Raw genomic sequence first — 18,239 nt, forward strand, 5'->3', positions numbered from 1 at the left:
GGCATGACGATCAGCATCGAGGAGCCGATTGCACCGCGCAGGCGTCCCTGGCGCTTGCGCGTTCGCATGTTGCGCCGTGGCCTCGGCCGCATGCTGCGCTCGATCGGCCCGCATGCCTTTTCGAGCCTGACGCGCCGGATCATCATCCTCAATCTCGCCGCGCTGATCGTCCTCGTCTCCGGCATTCTCTATCTGAACCAGTTCCGGGCCGGCCTGATCGACGCGCGGCTGGAGAGCCTGCTGACACAGGGCGAGATCATCGCCGGCGCCGTGGCCGCGTCCGCGACGGTCGAGACCAACAATCTCACCATCGATCCCGACAAGCTGCTGGAGCTGCAGGCGGGCGAAAGCCTGATGCCGGGCGAGAGCTCGATCGAGGGGCTCGATTTCCCGATCAATCCGGAGCGCGTCGCGCCGGTTTTGCGCCGCCTGATCTCGCCGACCCGCACCCGCGCCCGCATCTATGACCGCGACGGCAGCCTGGTGCTCGATTCGCGCCATCTCTATTCGCGCGGCCAGATCCTGCGCTTCGACCTGCCGCCGGCGGACGAGGAACCGGCGCTGCTCGACCGGATCTGGCAGTGGGTCAACGTCCATCTGCAGCGCGACGACCTGCCGGTCTATCAGGAGCTCGGCGGCTCCAATGGACGCGGCTATCCGGAGGTCGCGACCGCGCTCGACGGCGGGCCGTCGTCGATCGTCCGCATCACCGATCGCGGCGAGCTGATCGTCTCGGTCGCCGTGCCGATCCAGCGCTATCGCTCGGTGCTCGGCGTGCTGATGCTCTCGACCCAGGGCGGCGACATCGACCAGATCGTGCATGCCGAGCGCATGGCGATCGTCCGCGTCTTCCTCGTCTCGGCCGGCGTCGTCGTGCTGCTCTCCATCCTGCTCGCCAGCACCATCGCCGTGCCGCTGCGCCGGCTGGCGGACGCTGCCGACCGCGTGCGCCGGGGCGTCACGGCGCGGCCGCAGATCCCGGATTTTTCCAATCGCCGCGACGAGATCGGCCACCTGTCGCAGGCGCTCCGCGACATGACGGGGGCGCTGTTCAACCGGATCGAGGCGATCGAGAGCTTTGCCGCCGATGTCAGCCATGAGCTCAAGAATCCGTTGACCTCGCTCCGCAGCGCCGTCGAGACCTTGCCGCTCGCTAAGACGGCGGCGTCGAAGAAGCGTCTCAACGACATCATCCAGCACGACGTCCGCCGCCTCGACCGCCTGATCAGCGATATCTCGGACGCCTCGCGCCTCGACGCCGAACTGGCGCGGCAGGATGCGGAGCCGGTCGACGTCGCGGCCATCGTCGAGGCGGTGGTCTCGATGGCCCGCGACACGACGAGCCCGGATGGTCCGCGCATCACGCTCGAAGTGGCGGAAGCGGAAGAGCCGGATGCCTTCGTCGTGCTCGGCCATGACAGCCGCCTGGCGCAGGTCTTCACCAATCTGATCGACAATGCCCGCTCGTTCTGCCGCACCGACGGCACGGTCCGCGTCCTGGTCCGCCGCAGCGGCACCTCGGTCGACGTCGTCGTCGAGGACGAAGGCCCGGGCATTCGCGCCGAGCAGGTCGAGCGCATCTTCGAGCGTTTCTATACCGACCGGCCCGAGCAGGAGGCGTTCGGCCAGAATTCCGGCCTCGGCCTGTCGATCTCGAAGCAGATCGTCGAGGCGCATCGCGGCCGGATCTGGGCTGAGAACCGTTCCAAGGGCAAGGCGACCAAGGCCGATCGCGCCGAGATCGTCGGTGCGCGCTTCACGGTCCGGCTGCCGTCGGCGTCGTCGTGACCGGGGCGAGCCCCGCCGCCGCCACTATCCATGCCGGCGCGGTGTGGGTCGACGGGGCCGGCGTTCTGGTGCGCGGCCCCTCCGGGAGTGGAAAATCCTCGCTGCTTCTGGCGCTGCTCCTCGCCGACCGAGAGCAGAACCGCCTGATCGCCGACGACCGGGTCCTCCTCGCCGTCCGGGCGGGCCGGCTCGAGGCGCGCGCGCCCGCTGCGCTCGCCGGTCTGCTGGAAATTCGCGGCCAGGGAATTGTTGCAGTGCCGCATATTGACGCGGCGCCAATCGAGCTGGTCGTCGACATCGAACCGGCCGAGCGATGCCCTCGTCTGCCCGAGCCGGCCGACCTTCGGACGGAAATCGAAGGGTTGACGTTGCGTCGGCTTGCCGTTCCCGTCGGCCAGCCGGATGGCTGGATCCGGGTTCGCGCGGCATTGGCGTTCCGCGTCGCGATTGTTTAGTATTGTTGGCGTTTTGCGGGATGCACCCCGCTTTTTTCTTGCGTTGCGGCAAGGTTCGGTCAAGATGCGGCGCCATTCGGCCACGCATGAGCCGGCCGCTGCGCATCAGCGGTTTCGATGTCTTCCATGGCTCCGATCCGGGGCCGAACTGAGAAAAGCAGGTAATCGAAGGGCATGATTGGCGTCGTCCTTGTTACCCACGGCCAGCTCGCTACCGAGTTCCGGGCGGCCCTGGAGCACGTGGTTGGTCGCCAGACGCAGTTCGAGACCATCGCGATTGGTCCCGAGGACGACATGGAGCGTCGGCGTCAGGACATCCTCGAGGCGGTTCTCAGTGTCGACGACGGCAGCGGCGTGATCCTGCTGACCGACATGTTCGGCGGCACGCCCTCCAATCTCGCCATCTCGGTGATGGAAGCGGGGCGCGTCGAGGTCATCGCCGGCGTCAACCTTCCGATGCTGATCAAGCTCGCCAGCGTCCGCCTCGACAAGTCGCTCGCCGACGCCATCACCGGCGCCCAGGAAGCGGGACGCAAATACATCAACGTCGCCAGCCAGGTCCTGGCGGGGCACTGAAGCGCAGAACATGTCCGAAACCGAAGCCGAAGCCCCCGGGTTGTACCGCGATCTGCCGATCGTCAACCGCAAGGGGCTTCATGCCCGCGCCTCGGCCAAGTTCGTGCAGTGCGCCGATCTCTTCGACGCCGAGATCCTCGTCTCGAAGGATCAGAACACGGTCGGCGGCACGTCGATCATGGGGCTGATGATGCTCGCGGCCGGCATCGGTTCCTATATCCGCGTCTCCGCCGAGGGGCCGGACGCCGAGACGGCGCTCGCCGCCATCGCCGAGCTGGTCGCCAATCGCTTCGGCGAAGAGGAATAGCGGTCGCTCCGGCCGTCACATAAAGACATCTTTATATCCTGATTGCTGCCACGCGTCGTCTCGGCTATAAGCGCGACACGTCCAACGCATGGAGATCAGCAAGATGGCTGCTGCCAACGACTACGCGATCAAGGATATCAGCCTCGCCGATTGGGGCCGCAAGGAACTCTCGATCGCCGAGACCGAGATGCCCGGCCTGATGAGCGTGCGCGCCGAGTTCGGCCCGTCGCAGCCGCTGAAGGGCGCTCGCATCGCCGGCTCCCTGCACATGACGATCCAGACCGGCGTGCTGATCGAGACGCTGAAGGCGCTCGGCGCCGACGTCCGCTGGGCCTCGTGCAACATCTATTCGACCCAGGACCACGCCGCCGCGGCGATCGCCCAGTCCGGCGTCCCGGTCTTCGCCATCAAGGGCGAGAGCCTCGAGGACTACTGGGAGTACACGCACCGCATCTTCGAATGGCATGACGGCGGCGTTCCCAACATGATCCTGGACGACGGCGGCGACGCCACCGTTCTCGTGCATCTCGGCCTGCGCGCCGAGGGCGGCGACACCGCCTTCCTCGACAAGCCCGAGAACGAGGAAGAGGAAGTCCTCTTCGCCGCGATCAAGAAGCGCCTCGTCTCGAAGCCCGGCTGGTATGGCGAGATCGCCCGCTCGATCCAGGGCGTCACCGAGGAGACCACGACGGGCGTGCATCGCCTCTACGAGATGCAGAAGAAGGGCACGCTGCTCTTCCCGGCGATCAACGTCAACGACTCGGTCACCAAGTCGAAGTTCGACAACCTCTATGGCTGCCGCGAGTCGCTGGTCGACGGCATCCGCCGCGGCACCGACGTCATGATGTCGGGCAAGGTCGCCATGGTCGCCGGCTTCGGCGATGTCGGCAAGGGTTCGGCCGCCTCGCTGCGCCAGGCCGGCTGCCGCGTGCTCGTCTCCGAAGTCGATCCGATCTGCGCCCTGCAGGCGGCGATGGAAGGCTACGAGGTCACGACGATGGAAGACGCCGCGCCGCGCGCCGACATCTTCGTCACCGCGACCGGCAATGTCGACGTCATCACGATCGACCATATGCGCGCCATGAAGGACCGCGCGATCGTCTGCAACATCGGCCATTTCGACAGCGAGATCCAGATCTCGGCGCTGCGCAATCTGAAGTGGAACAACGTCAAGCCGCAGGTCGACGAAGTTGAGTTCGCCGGCGGCAAGCGCATCATCCTTCTGTCCGAGGGCCGCCTGGTCAATCTCGGCAACGCCACCGGCCATCCGAGCTTCGTGATGTCGGCGTCCTTCACCAACCAGACGCTGGCGCAGATCGAACTCTGGACCAAGCCCGGCCAGTACGAGAAGAAGGTCTACACGCTGCCGAAGCACCTCGACGAGAAGGTCGCGGCGCTGCATCTGGCCAAGATCGGCGTCAAGCTGACCAAGCTCAGCGAGAAGCAGTCGGCCTATATCGGCGTCGCCGAGACCGGCCCGTTCAAGCCGGATCACTATCGTTACTGACCGATAAATTTGGGGCAGACGATCGGCCGCAGCCGATCCCTACCCGTCGTGGTTCGACGGGTAGGCAGACCCAATATTTTGACGGCTCGCCGGATTAACTGCCGGTTAACCACGTTGATCTGACACTCCAAGGCCATGCGGGCATCCCGCATGGCCTTTTTCTCTGCGCCATCGGCTTCACACTCGATTCCCCGAACCGCTACATTGGGGATGATTCGGGTGAGCGGCCGCTGTTTGTCGTCGGCGTCGAAACGGGTCCATTTCATTACTCTGACGGCGGAAGGGCCTGCCCGCATGCTTTGGCATCGCAGGAATTTGGATGGGATTCGCGGTGGACGCCGCTGGAGTTCCGCCCTTCCGACCTTGCGACGGAGCATGCTCGCCGCCACCGCTCTGACCGCCACCGTCCTGCTGACGGCTTCCGTCACCGGCGCCGAGGCGGCGACCAGCCCGATCGATGCCGGCACGACGGCCTTCGTCAGCGCGCTTCTCGGCGTCGTCGCCTTCGCGGTGCTCGGCGTCGCCGCGCTGCAGCGGGCGCGCGCCCGCGTCGAGAACGAGAATGCGGCGCTCCGGCACCAGCTGTCCGATTCCCGCGCCAAGGCCGACCGGGCCGAGGCGCTCGTCGACGCCGACGACCAGCGCCTGGTCGCCTGGGGCGCGCCGGGCGAGCTGCCGCTGGTGATGGGGCGCCTGCCGCGCTCCTGCGGCGCCCCGGACGAGCGGTCCGCCTTTCTCGCCTTCGGCACCTGGCTGATCCCGAGTGCCGCGAGCCGGCTCGACGCGGCGCTCGAGAGCCTGCGCCAGCGCGGCGAGACCTTCGCCCTGTCGCTCGAAACCACCAATGGCAGCTATGTCGAGATCGTCGGGCGAACCGCCGGCGGCCGCGCCGTGGCGCGCTTCCGCGACCTCTCCGGCGACCGGCTCGCTTTGGCCGAGCTTGAGGCGCTGCATGAGCGCGTCAGCGAGGATGTCGAGGCGATGCGGGTGCTGCTGCAGGCGGCGCCGATGCCGGCCTGGATCCGCGGCCCCGACGGGGCGCTGCGCTGGATCAACAATGCCTTCGCCCGTGCCGTCGAGGCGCGCGACCCGCAGGACGCGGCGACCCGGCATCTCGAACTGCTCGATACAGCCGGCCGCGAGGCGATCCGCCTGGCGCACGCCGAAAAGCCCGTCTTCGAGCAGCGTCTGCCGGCGATCGTCACGGGTTCCCGCCGTATCTTTGACGTGATCGACGTCGTCTCGGAGACCGGCAGCGCCGGCATCGCCACCGACGCGACCGAGCTCGAAACCGTCCAGAACCAGATGAAGCGGCTGGTCGAGTTCCACGCCCGTACGCTGGACCAGCTGGCGACCGCCGTCGCCGTCTTCGGTTCCGACCGGCGCCTGCGCTCCTACAATGCGGCGTTCCGCTCGCTCTTCAGCCTCGATGCCGGCTTCCTCGACAGCCAGCCCGACGAGAGCGCCGTGCTCGAGCGCATGCGTGCCAGCCGCCGCCTGCCGGAGCAGGCCGATTTCAAGAGCTGGCGCAACGAACTGCTCACGGCCTATCAGTCGCTCGACGCGCGCGAGCATTGGTGGCACCTGCCCGACGGCCAGACGCTCCGCGTCCTCGCCAATCCGCACCCGCAGGGCGGCATCACCTGGATCTACGAGAACGTCACCGAGCAACTGGAGCTGGAGAGCCGCTACAACGCGCTGTCGCGCGTCCAGGGCGAGACGCTCGACCATCTCGCCGAAGGCGTCGCGGTGTTCGGCTCGGATGGCCGCCTGCGGCTCGACAATCCGTCCTTCGCGCGGATCTGGCATCTCGACCAGAAATTCCTCTCCACCCATCCGCATATCGGCGAGATCGAGCGTGCCTGCCGGCGCCTGCACGACGCGCCGGAGGAATGGGCGCGCTTCACGGCGCGGGTCGCCGGTCTCGACGAGAGCCGCGCGCCGAGCCAGGGCCGCATGGAGCGTTCGGACGGCCGCGTTGTCGACTATGCGACCGTGCCGCTGCCCGGCGGCCAGACCATGGTGACCTTCATCGACGTCAGCGACACCGTGCAGGTCGAGCGCGCGCTGACCGACCGCAACGAGGCGCTGGAAGCGGCCGACGGGCTGAAGAACGCCTTCATCCAGCACGTGTCCTACGAGCTGCGCTCGCCTCTCACCAACATCATCGGCTTCACCCAGCTGCTCTCCGACGTCTCGATCGGGCCGTTGACGGAGAAGCAGCAGGAATATGCCGGCTACATCCTGTCCTCGAGCGGTTCGCTGCTCGCGATCGTCAACGACATTCTCGATCTCGCAACCGTCGACGCCGGCATCATCGCGCTCGATCTGGTCGAGGTCGATGTCGAGCGCACCATCGCGGCGGCGATCGAGGGCGTGCGCGACCGGCTGCAGGAAGCGCAGATCGCGCTCGAGACCCGGATTCCGGATGGCATCGGCAGCTTCGTCGCCGACGAGAAGCGGGTTCGCCAGATCCTCTACAATCTGCTCTCGAACGCCGTCGGCTTCTCGACTCATGGCGGCTCGATCGGCCTGACCGCGCGCCGGACCGCCGACATGGTCGAATTCACCGTCGAGGATCACGGCCCGGGCATCGCGCCGGAATTCCTCGCCTCCGTCTTTGATCGCTTCGAGAGCCGGGCGGCCGGCTCGGCGCGCGGCGGCGCCGGCCTCGGCCTCGCCATCGTCAAGAGCTTCGTCGAGCTGCATGGCGGCACGGTCGGCATCCGCTCCGAGGAGGGCCGCGGCACGGTCGTCAGCGTGCGCCTGCCGATCCGCCCGACCGAGCTCGCCGTCGCCGCCGAATGAGCCCGCCCACCCCGATCCGGGTCGATCTGCCCGACGAGGCGGCGACCATCCGCCTCGCCGAGGACATCGCCGCCAAGCTCACCATCGGCGACGTCATCGCCCTTCGCGGCGATCTCGGCGCCGGCAAGACCAGCTTCGCCCGGGCGCTGATCCGCGCCGTCGCCGCCGATGCCGGCTACGAGGTGCCGAGCCCGACCTTCACCATCGTCCAGACCTACGACACGCGGCTGCCGATCGCTCATTTCGATCTCTATCGCCTCGGCTCGGCCGACGAGCTGGAGGAGATCGGCTTCGACGAGGCGGTGAGCGAGGGCGTCGTGCTGATCGAGTGGCCGGAGCGGGCCGGCGACAGGCTGCCGGGAACCCACCTCGAAATCGCGCTCGAGATCGAGGGCGCCGGCCGGCTGGCGACCTTGACGGGCGGCGGCGACTGGCCGGAGCGGATCGCGCGGACGCTCGCCATCCGGCAGTTCCTCGATCGATCGGACATGGCGCTCGCCACGCGCCGCCATCTGCAGGGCGACGCATCGACGCGCGCCTATGAGCGGGTCGAGACGCCGGAAGGGCACCGCGCCGTGCTGATGGACGCGCCGGAACGTCCGCCGGGTCCGGCGGTGCGCGATGGCCGCACCTATGACGATCTCGCCCATCGGGCGACCAGCGTCCGCCCCTTCGTCGCGATGAGCGACGGCCTCAGCGCCGCCGGCTTCTCGGCGCCCGCGATCCTCGCTTCCGACCTGCCGGCCGGCATTTTGCTGGTCGAGGATCTGGGCCACGAGGGCGTGCTCGCCGATGGCGCGCCGGATCCCGAGCGCTATGGCCTCGCGGTCGACGTCCTCGCCGCCCTGCACGCGACGCCGCGCCCGGCGGAGCTGCCGCTGCCGGATGGCAGCGTTCATCACATTCCGCCCTTCGATTGGGACGCGCTCTCGATCGAGGTCGACCTGCTGCCGCGCTGGTATGCGCGCTGGCAGCGCGGCGCGCCGCTGACGCCCGAGGCCGAAGAGGCCTTCGTCGCGATCTGGCGGGAGCTCTACGAGACGCTCGACGCCGGCGAGAAGAGCTGGCTGCTGCGCGATTTCCACTCGCCCAACCTGCTCTGGTTGCCCGAGCGCGAGGGATTGCGACGGATCGGCATTCTCGATCACCAGGACGCGATGATCGGCGCTAGCGCCTATGACGTCGCCTCGTTGCTGCAGGATGTGCGCGTCACGGTCGAGCCGGCGCTGGAAGCAGCCCTCGCCGATCGCTATGTCGCGGCGCGGTTGGCACGCGGATCCTTCGATGCCGAGGCGTTCCGCGCCGCCTACGCCATTTCCGGCGCGCAGCGGGCGACCAAGGTGCTCGGCGGTTTCGTCCGCCTGGCCGAGGCCGCCGGCAAGCCCCAATATCTCCGTCACATTCCCCGTGTAAGGGGCTATCTGGCGCGCTGCCTCCGCCATCCGGTTCTTTCCGGCCTGGCACTCTGGTATGAAGAATACCTGCCGTTCGACGAGTGATGGCCCCGGTTCGGGGGCGACGACGCCAGCAAGAACAATGGAATTGCCCGAGACCGCCATGCCGACCAGCTTGCCGACGCCCATCTTCAAGACGCCGAATCATCCGAAGCGCGCCATGGTGCTCGCCGCCGGCATCGGCAAGCGCATGCGGCCGGTCACGGCGACCGTCCCGAAGCCGCTGATCGAGATTGCCGGCCGCTCGCTGATCGACCACGCGCTCGATCGCCTGGCCCATGCCGGCGTCGAGCAGACGGTCGTCAACGTGCATTACCTGGCCGACCTAGTCGAAACCCATGTGAAAAAGCGGAAGAGCCCGAAGGTCGTCGTCTCCGACGAGCGCGGCGGCCTGCTCGAGACCGGCGGCGGCCTCAAGAAGGCGCTGCCGCTGCTCGGCGACGCGCCCTTCTACGTCATGAATTCGGATTCGTTCTGGATCGAGGGCCCGCGTCCCAATCTCGACTGGCTGGCGCAGGGCTGGAACGACGACGCGATGGACGCGCTCTTGATGCTGGCGCCGACCGTCACGGCGATCGGCTATCCCGGCCCCGGCGACTTCATCATGGAGAAGGACGGCCGCCTCGCCCGCCGGGTCGAGCGCACCGTCGCGCCCTTCGTCTATTCGGGCACCGCCATCCTGTCGCCGCGCCTCTTCGCCAACGCGCCCGACGGCTCCTTCTCGCTCAACGTCCTGTTCGACCAGGCGATCGAGAGCGGCCGTCTGTTCGGCGTCCGCATGGACGGCACCTGGCTGCATGTCGGCACGCCGGAAGCGATCCGCGAGGCCGAATTGTCGGTCCTGGAAAGCGCGGCCTGAGGAACGATGGCGAGGCAGGCTCCGCGCGTTTTCACGATCCCGCCCGGCGCACCCTTCCTGCCGACCTTCGCCGATGCGCTGCTTTCCGGCCGCTTCGGCGCCATTGCGAATCCGGCTAAGGATCCGCTGGCGCTCGCCGATGTGACCATCCTGGTGCCGACCCGCCGCGCCGCCCGCTCGCTGCATGCCGAGATCCTCGAACGGCTCGGCGGCCAGGCCGCCATCCTGCCGGCGATCCGGCCGATCGGCGATGTCGACGAAGAGGACCAGATCCTCGAGGGCGTCGCCGACGATCCGGCCGACCGGCTCGTCCTGCCGGAGGCGATCTCGCGGCTCGACCGTTTGCTGGTGCTGACGCGGCTGACGCTCGCCTGGGGCAGGGCGGTCCGGCGCGAGCTTCTCGCGCTCGACGAGAGCGACCCGCTGCTGGTGCCGGCCTCCGCCGCCGATGCCTTCCATCTTGCCGGCGATCTCGCCCGGCTGATCGACGATATCGAGACGACGGGCATTCCCTGGGATCGGCTGTCGACCCTGGTCCCGGACGATCTCGCCCGCTACTGGCAGATCTCGCTCGATTTCCTGCGCATCGTCGGCGAGCAATGGCCTTCATTCCTCGCCGAGCGCGGCCTCGCCGATCCCTCGGTGCGTCGCGACCACCTGATCCGTGAATCGGCACGGCGCCTCGCCGCCTCGCCGCCGCGCGGCCTGGTGATCGCCGCCGGTTCGACCGGCTCGATCCCCGCCGTCGCCGAGCTTTTGTCGGTCATCGCGCATCTGCCGAACGGCGCCGTCGTGCTGCCCGGCATCGATACGATGCTGGACGAGACCGGCTGGAGCGCGATCGGCGGCCTCGCCGAGCTCACGCGCTCGTCGCCCGGCCATCCGCAATACGGCCTGAAGCAGCTGATCGAGGGCATCGGCGCGCCGCGCGACGAGATCGGCACGATCGGCGTGATGACGACGGAGATGGCGGAGCGCGTCCGGCTGATCTCCGAGGCGATGCGTCCAGCCGAGACGACCGAGGACTGGGCCGTCGCGCCGCCCGTCGCGGCCGCCGCGATCGGCGATGTCGCGCTGGTCGTGGCGCGCACCGAGCAGGAAGAGGCGGTGGCGATCGCGCTCGCCATGCGCGAGGCGATCCAGCAGCCCGGCCGGACGGCGGCGCTGGTGACGCCGGACCGGCGCCTCGCCGGCCGCGTCGCCATCGAGCTCGGCCGCTTCGGCCTCTCGGTCGACGATTCCGCCGGCCGCCCGCTGATGACCTCGCCGCCGGGAACGCTCGCCCGCCTGCTCGTGGCGGCGGCGAAGTCGAACGGCGCGCCGCTCGATCTGCTCGCCCTCGCCAAGCATCCGCTCGCCTCCTTCGGCCTCGGCCGTCCGGCCTGCCGGGCGGCGGCGGACATCCTGGACCTCGTGCTGTTCCGCGGGACGCTCCTGTCGGATGGCCTAGAGGGGCTGGTCGAGGCGCTCGATACCGCGGAGCGCGACCTGCCGGAGGCGCGCTATGCGCCGCCGGCGGTGAAGCGGCTCGGGGCTGCCGACTGGCAGGCGGGTCGCGAGCTGGCCGCCCGGATCGAGGCCGCGCTCGAACCGCTTAGCCGACTCATGGACAGCATCGATGCCTCCGACGCGGCGACGCTGACCGGCGCCGTCGTCGTCGCGCTGAAGCAGGTGGCGGCGAAGGAGGACGGCACGGACGAGGCGCTCTGGAGCGACGAGGCGGGGCAGGCGCTGGCCGAGTTGCTCGCCGGCCTGATGAGCGATGATGCCGCCGCGCTGGTGATGGGCGGATACGAATATCCAGGCTTCCTCGATGCCACCATGGCGGGTGTCGGCGTTCCGGCCCGGCCGGGATCCGATCCCCGCCTCTTCATCTGGGGCACGCTGGAAGCGCGCCTGCAGACGGTCGACCTGATGGTGCTGGGCGGTCTCGACGAGGGCGTCTGGCCGTCCGAGACGCGCACCGATCCGTGGCTCTCCCGCTCGATGCGGGCCGAGCTCGGGCTGGAGGCGCCGGAGCGCAAGCTCGGCCAGTCGGCGCATGATTTCACCAGCGCCTTGTCAGCCGGCAAAGTGGTGGTCACGCGCGCCGAGCGGCGCGGCGGCACGCCGACGGTGGCGGCGCGCTGGCTGCAGCGGCTGCAGGCGCGCCTCGGCAAGGCGCAGGCGAAGGCCCTTGCGCAGCGGGGCATGCCCTATCTCGACTGGGCCCGGGCGCTCGATCGTACGGCGCAGCCGGTGCCGGTGCGCCGGCCGGAGCCGCGCCCGCCGGTCTCGGCGCGGCCGCGCCGGCTTTCGGTGACCGAGATCGAGACGCTGATCCGCGACCCCTATGCGGTCTATGCGCGGCGCGTGCTGAAGCTCGATCCGCTCGATCCGATCGGCGTGGTGCCGGACGTGGCGCTGCGCGGCACGCTGATCCACGAGGCGCTCGGCGATTTCATCCAGGCCTGGAAGGGACCGTTCGATGCGAGCGCGCTGACGGAACTGACCATTATCGGTCGTCGCGTCTTCGCCCGCATCGAGCCGTTCCCGGCCGTCTATGCGCTCTGGTGGCCGCGCTTCCTCGCGATTGCCGACTGGTTCATCGGCTGGGAGGCGAGCCGGGCGGAGGTCGATCGCCGCCTCGCCGAGATCGGCGGGTCCTGGGCCTTCGCCGCCCCTGCCGGCGAATTCAAGCTGACGGGCCGGGCCGATCGCGTCGATCTCCGCCTGGACGGTCGGCTGGAAATCCTCGATTTCAAGACCGGCTCGCCGCCGAGCGCCCGGCAGCTTTCGACCGGCCTCGCGCCGCAGCTGGCGCTGGAAGTGGCGATGGCGCGCGGCGGCGGCTTTGAAAACGTGCCCGCCGGCGTTTCGGTGTCCGTTCTCGGCTGGGTCGGCCTCGGCAAGGTCGGCAAGGGCGACCCCTTCTCCTCCGCCGTTACCAAGGACAAGACCGCCGACGAGCTCGGCGACGAGGCGGCGGGACGGCTGGCGGAGCTGATCGCGGCCTTCGATGATCCCAGGCGCGCCTATGTCTCGCGGGCGCGGCCGATGTTCGAGACGCGCTACGAGAGCCCCTACGATCATCTCGCCCGCATCCGCGAATGGGCGCTCGGCGACAGCGAGGATGGCGGCGAATGAGCGGCGTGATCTCGGTCGACGACAAGACGAAGGATACGCAGGCGCGGGCGACCGACCCGGAGGCCTCGGCCTGGGTGTCGGCCAATGCCGGCTCCGGCAAGACCTATGTGCTTGCGCGCCGCGTCATCCGCCTGCTGCTCGCCGGCGCCGATCCGGCCTCGATCCTCTGCCTGACCTTCACCAAGGCGGCGGCTGCCGAGATGTCCGGCCGCGTGTTCGAGATCCTCGCCGGCTGGACGACGCTGCCGGATCCGGAACTCGCCGCGATCCTCGCCGATTACCAGGGCGCGCCGGCGACGCCTGGCCATCTCGTCAGCGCCCGCCGCCTGTTCGCGCGCGCGCTGGAAACGCCGGGCGGGCTGAAGATCCAGACCATCCACGCCTTCTGCGAAAGGCTGCTGCATCAGTTCCCGTTCGAGGCCAACGTCGCCGGCAGCTTCGAGGTTCTGGACGACCGCGGCGCGTCGGTCCTGACGGCCGAGGCGCAGCGCTCGGTCATCGCCAAGGCGGCGGCCGAAGCCGGCACCGCGCTCGGCCGCGCCTTCGCCACCGTGCTGGAAGCCGCCAGCGACCAGGGCATCGAGGCGGCGCTCGCAGCGCTGGTCGCCTCGCGCGACGCGGTGCGCGAGTTCATCGTCGGCGCCGGCGACCTGACGAGCGGCCTGCGCGATCTGCGCCATGCGCTTGGCCTAGCCCATGGCGAAACGGCGGAGAGCCTGCGCGCGCGGCTCGCTTCCGAGATCCCGCTCGACGACGACGATCTGCGCCGGCTGGTCGACCGGCTTTCGGCCAGCGGCGCCAACGACAAGAAGAGCGCGGCGCGCCTGGCGCCCATCCTCTCCGCCGAGACGGAGGAGGGCCGGGCGGCCGCCTGGCTCGCCTATTGGTCGAAGAGCGACGGCGAGCTCAGGGCGCTTTCGAGCCTCGCCGCCAAGGCGATCCGCGACGGCTGGCCGGGGCTGGACGAGACGCTGGAAGCCGAACGCGAGCGGATCGAATTCCTGCTCGACCGCATCGCCTCGGCCGAAGCCTATGCCGTGACCAGCGCGCTGCTGACGCTGGGCGACGCCGTGATCGGCGAATATGAGCGCGCCAAGCAGGTACGCGGCGCCCTCGATTTCCAGGATCTCGTCGTCAAGACCGCCAATCTGCTGTCGCGCGCCGATGCCGCCGCCTGGGTGCACTACAAGCTCGATCGCGGCCTCGACCACATCCTCGTCGACGAGGCACAGGACACCAGCCCGCGCCAGTGGCAGGTGATCGAGCGGCTGGCCGGCGAGTTCTTCTCCGGCCAGAGCGCGCGCGACGTCACGCGCACCTTCTTCGCCGTCGGCGACGAGAAGCAGTCGATCTATTCGTTCCAGGGCGCGGTGCCCGCCTGGTTCGCCCGCCAGCGCGAGACGATCTCGGCGCGGGCCGACGCGGCGAAGGCGCTCTGGCACAATCTCGAGCTGACGCTCTCCTTCCGCTCGACGCCGGACGTGCTCGCCGCCGTCGACCGCATCTTCGAGGCGGAAGAGGCGCATGCCGGCCTGACGCAGGCGAAGTCGCCGACCGTGCACGCGGCGGCGCGCCGGCTCGATCCCGGCCGCGTCACCTACTGGCCGCCGATCGAGGCGGAAAAGGCCGCCGTGCCGGAGGACTGGCATACGCCGCTCGATCATCTCGACGCCAAGAGCCCGGAAGTCCGCCTGGCCGAGCGGATCGCCGCGACGGTCGCCGGCTGGAAGCGGGAGGGGGCGACGATCGCCGCCACCGGCAAGCCGATCCGCGAGGGCGGCATCCTGGTCTTGACGCGCAAGCGCGGCCCCCAGACTGACGCCATCAACCGCGCCCTCAAGGCGGCCGGCCTCTCCGTCGCCGGCGCCGACCGGCTGGCGCTGATGAGCCATATCGCCGTGCTCGACCTGATGGCGCTTGCCGACATCCTCCTGCAGCCGCGCGACGACCTGGCGCTGGCGGCGCTCCTGAAGAGCCCACTGATCGGCTTTTCGGAGGAGCAGCTGTTCGAACTGGCGCAGCCGCGCGCCGGCTCGCTCTGGTACGCGCTCGACCGTTCGACGGATGAAGCGGCGGTCCGGGCGTCGGAGCAGCTGAAGACCTGGCGCGTCCGGGCCGAGCATATGAGCCCCTATGCCTTCTTCGCCCGCCTGCTCGGGCCGGATGGTGGCCGCAGGCGGCTGCTGGCGCGGCTGGGGCCGGAGGCCGACGACGTTTTGGACGAGTTCCTGGCGCAGGCGCTGGCGCATGAGCAGGCCTCGGTGCCGTCGCTGCAGGGCTTTGTCGGCTGGATGCGCGAGGCGGCGACGCAGATCAAGCGTGACGCCGACCTCGCCCGCGACGAGATCCGCGTCATGACCGTGCACGGCGCCAAGGGGCTTGAGGCGGACATCGTCTTCCTGGTCGATACCGGCTCGAAGCCCGTGCATGCGAGCCACGATCCGAAGATCGTGGCGCTCGCCGACGATCCCGACGCCGCCGACGGCGCGCCGCTGGTCTGGGTCGCTCCCGGCGCGCGAAAACCGCATGTGGTCGAGCAGGCGATCGATACGCTCCGGGAAAAGGCGCGCGAGGAATATCGCCGGCTGCTCTATGTCGGGCTGACGCGGGCGCGCGATCATCTGATCGTCTGCGGCACGATGAAGGCGAATACCGGCTCGGACCGTCTCTGGCACGAGCTGGTCGGCACCGCGCTGGGCACCGAGGGGCGTACCGTGCCGGTTGCGATCCCCGGCGACGACTTCGACAGCATCGAGTGGCGGCAGGACTGGAGCCGCGTTGCCGCGCCGGCGCAGGAAGCCGCGACCGACGCCGGAGGCCAGGCGCCGGCAGTGCCGGAGCCGTGGCTGCTGCAGCCGCCGCCGGCGGTTCCACCGGTGCCGCGCCGGCTGACGCCGTCGGCCGCCGTCGGTTTCGCCGAGGCCGAGCCAGCGTTTCCACCGGTGACGGCGCTGGACGCCCGGCTCGATCCGGCGGCGCTCACCGCGCTCGACCGGGGACGGATCATCCATCGCCTGTTGCAGGCGCTGCCCGACCAGCCGTCGGCGCAGCGCGCCGAGGTCGCAAGGCGCTATCTCGACGTCGTCGGCAAGGCGTGGACCGAGGCGGAGCGGCAGGACCTGCTCGACCGCATCCTGCCGGTCCTCGACGACGACACCTTCGCGGAGCTGTTCGGGCCTTCGAGCCGGGCCGAGGTGCCGATCGCCGGCGTGATCGAGACGCGGAGCGGCCCCGCCTCGGTTTCCGGCCGGATCGACCGGCTCGTGGTGCTGCCGGACCGGGTGGTGATCGTCGACTACAAGACCAACCGCCCGGCGCCGCGCCGGCTCGACGACGTGCCCGACGCGCATCTGGCGCAGCTCGCGCTCTATCGGGCGGTGCTGTCGCGGCTCTATCCAGACCGGCCGATCGAGACGGCGCTGCTCTGGACCGAGTTGCCGTTGTTGATGGCGATCCCGGCAGAGTTGCTCGATAGTCGCATGGCTGCCATTACCGCGGCGTGAAACCCGTTTGCCTTGACCGGGGTGGGGCGGGTTCCTACCTTAGAACCACTCTTCCCATCCTTTTTGAGGCTTACCATGGCGACTGCCAAAGTAACGGATAGCTCCTTCGACGCCGACGTTCTCGGGGCATCCGGCCCGGTCGTGGTCGATTTTTGGGCTGAATGGTGCGGCCCGTGCCGCATGATCGCGCCGGCGCTGGAGGAGATCCAGTCGGAGTTGGAAGGCAAGGTGACGATCGCCAAGCTGAACATCGACGAGAATCCCGACATCGCGGTGCGCTACGGCGTCCGCTCGATCCCGACGCTGATCCTGTTCAAGGACGGCGAGCCGACCTCGATCCAGGTCGGCGCCGCGCCGAAGAGCCGGCTGTCGGATTGGATCAAGGGCGCGATCTGATCGCTCCCGATCCCACGACTTCAACGGGGCCCTCGCGGCCCCGTTTTCATGTCCGGATGCGGGTTAACGCGCCGTCGCCCCGTTATCAGCGCGGTAGCGTTCCGTTAGCGGCGAGCACGGTGCCGCCGAGATAGAGCGAGCCGCAGATCAGGATGCGCGGCGCGATGCCGGGCGGCAGCGCCTTGCGGATGGCGGCGAGCGCCGCCTCGACGCTTGTGGTCGCGCTCGAGGCGATGCCGGCGGCTTCGGCGGCGGCGGCGAGCTCGACCGGGTCGCGCCCGGCATTCGAGCCCTCGATCGGCACGGTGTAGACATGCTGCGCGAGGCCGGCGAAGGGGCGGAAGAAGCCGACCGGATCCTTGGTCACCAGCATCCCGGCGATCAGGTAGAGCGGCCGCGAAACGCGCTCCTCGAGATCGGCGACCGCCTCGGCGACGACGAGGCCGGCGCCGGGATTGTGGCCGCCGTCGAGCCAGAGCTCGGCCTCGGGCGGCGCCTGGTCGACCAGCTTGCCGCTTGTCAGCCGCTGCATCCGCGCCGGCCATTCGACGTTCTGCAGACCCGCCTCGATCGCCGCAATGGGCACGTCGAGGCTGGAGCGGCGCAGCGCCGCGATGGCGGTGCCGGCGTTGACGAACTGGTGCCGGCCCGGCAGGCGCGGCGGCGGCAGGTCGATCAGCCCGTCCTCGTCCTGGTAGACGAGGCGGCCACGCTCGGCATGCGCCACCCAGTCCTGGTTGCCGACGAAGAGCGGCGCCGCGAGCCTCGACGCGTCGCGCTCGATGACGTCGAGCACTACCTGCGATTGCGGCGCGGAGACGACCGGCCGGCCGCGCTTGATGATGCCGGATTTCTCGTGCGCGATGCCGTCGAGCGCGCTGCCCAGGAACTTCTCGTGGTCGACCGAGATCGGCGTGATCACCGCGACGTCGGGTCGATCGATGATGTTGGTCGCGTCATAGCGGCCGCCGAGGCCGACCTCGAGCAGCGTCACGTCGGCCGGATGGTCGGCGAACAGCTTGAAGGCGGCGGCGGTGGTGATCTCGAAATGGGTGATCGGCGCGCCGTCATTGACCTTCTCGATGTCGAGCAGCGTGTCGACCAGCGCGTCCTCGTCGACGAAGCGGCCGCCGCCGGCCTGGCCGAGGCGGATGCGCTCGTGGAAGCGCACCAGATGCGGCGAGGTGTAGACATGCACGGTGAGCCCGGCCGCTTCCAGCATGGCGCGCAGGAAGGCGGTGGTCGAGCCCTTGCCGTTGGTGCCGGCGATGTGCAGCACGGGGCCGAGCTTCGTCTCCGGCGCGCCGAGCTTCGCCATCAGCGGCTTCAGCCGGTCGAGCGAGAGGTCGATTTCCTTGGGATGGAGCTGGAACAGGCGCTCCAGGATGACGGTGCTGCGGTCCATGTCGGGGTCCATGAAGCGATGCCGTGGCGTGGATCCGTGTCCACGCCGAACCGGC

At 69.4% G+C, this 18,239-nt stretch carries 12 protein-coding genes; 11 read left to right on the forward strand and 1 reads right to left on the reverse strand.

Annotated elements, in window-relative coordinates:
• Positions 1–3: 3 nt before the first annotated feature.
• From AC6HZP_RS00730 to trxA, 11 genes are all read left to right on the forward strand, one after another.
• Complete coding sequence (locus tag AC6HZP_RS00730; protein ID WP_201401620.1) at positions 4–1,788, forward strand: sensor histidine kinase; 1,785 nt, start codon at positions 4–6, stop codon at positions 1,786–1,788.
• The gene (locus tag AC6HZP_RS00735) at positions 1,785–2,243 is read left to right on the forward strand and encodes an HPr kinase/phosphorylase (protein WP_497525001.1); all 459 of its coding nucleotides are present in this window, start codon (positions 1,785–1,787) and stop codon (positions 2,241–2,243) included. The genes AC6HZP_RS00730 and AC6HZP_RS00735 overlap by 4 nt, the downstream gene beginning before the upstream one ends.
• A gap of 174 nt (positions 2,244–2,417) precedes the next feature.
• Positions 2,418–2,819 (forward strand): PTS sugar transporter subunit IIA, encoded by a 402-nt coding sequence (locus tag AC6HZP_RS00740; protein WP_201401622.1) that lies wholly within the window; start codon positions 2,418–2,420, stop codon positions 2,817–2,819.
• Between the two features lie 10 nt (positions 2,820–2,829).
• Positions 2,830–3,126 carry an HPr family phosphocarrier protein gene (locus AC6HZP_RS00745; protein ID WP_497525002.1) on the forward strand — a complete coding sequence of 99 codons (297 nt, stop codon included), beginning with the start codon at positions 2,830–2,832 and terminating at the stop codon, positions 3,124–3,126.
• A 103-nt stretch (positions 3,127–3,229) separates the two neighbouring features.
• Positions 3,230–4,633, forward strand: a complete 1,404-nt coding sequence (gene ahcY / locus AC6HZP_RS00750) for an adenosylhomocysteinase (protein ID WP_201401624.1) — start codon at positions 3,230–3,232, stop codon at positions 4,631–4,633.
• Between the two features lie 375 nt (positions 4,634–5,008).
• The gene (locus tag AC6HZP_RS00755; RefSeq protein ID WP_497525003.1) at positions 5,009–7,441 is read left to right on the forward strand and encodes a sensor histidine kinase; all 2,433 of its coding nucleotides are present in this window, start codon (positions 5,009–5,011) and stop codon (positions 7,439–7,441) included.
• Positions 7,438–8,940, forward strand: a complete 1,503-nt coding sequence (tsaE, locus tag AC6HZP_RS00760; protein WP_497525004.1) for a tRNA (adenosine(37)-N6)-threonylcarbamoyltransferase complex ATPase subunit type 1 TsaE — start codon at positions 7,438–7,440, stop codon at positions 8,938–8,940. Before AC6HZP_RS00755 ends, tsaE begins: the two co-directional genes overlap by 4 nt.
• 58 nt (positions 8,941–8,998) lie before the next feature.
• Entirely contained in the window at positions 8,999–9,754 is a 756-nt protein-coding gene (locus AC6HZP_RS00765; protein WP_497525005.1) for a nucleotidyltransferase family protein, read from the forward strand.
• 6 nt (positions 9,755–9,760) lie between these two features.
• A complete protein-coding gene (gene addB, locus AC6HZP_RS00770) occupies positions 9,761–12,880 on the forward strand; it encodes a double-strand break repair protein AddB (RefSeq protein ID WP_497525006.1) in 3,120 nt (1,039 codons plus the stop codon).
• Positions 12,877–16,383 (forward strand): double-strand break repair helicase AddA, encoded by a 3,507-nt coding sequence (gene addA, locus AC6HZP_RS00775; RefSeq protein ID WP_497525007.1) that lies wholly within the window; start codon positions 12,877–12,879, stop codon positions 16,381–16,383. Before addB ends, addA begins: the two co-directional genes overlap by 4 nt.
• A 75-nt stretch (positions 16,384–16,458) precedes the next feature.
• Entirely contained in the window at positions 16,459–16,779 is a 321-nt protein-coding gene (gene trxA, locus AC6HZP_RS00780; RefSeq protein ID WP_201401630.1) for a thioredoxin, read from the forward strand.
• 85 nt (positions 16,780–16,864) lie between these two features.
• Here the strand turns inward: trxA and AC6HZP_RS00785 are convergent, their stop codons facing one another.
• A complete protein-coding gene (locus AC6HZP_RS00785) occupies positions 16,865–18,184 on the reverse strand; it encodes a bifunctional folylpolyglutamate synthase/dihydrofolate synthase (RefSeq protein WP_497525008.1) in 1,320 nt (439 codons plus the stop codon).
• Between the last annotated feature and the right edge of the window lie 55 nt (positions 18,185–18,239).

It is taken from the genome of Kaistia sp. SLG-1 (assembly GCF_059699055.1).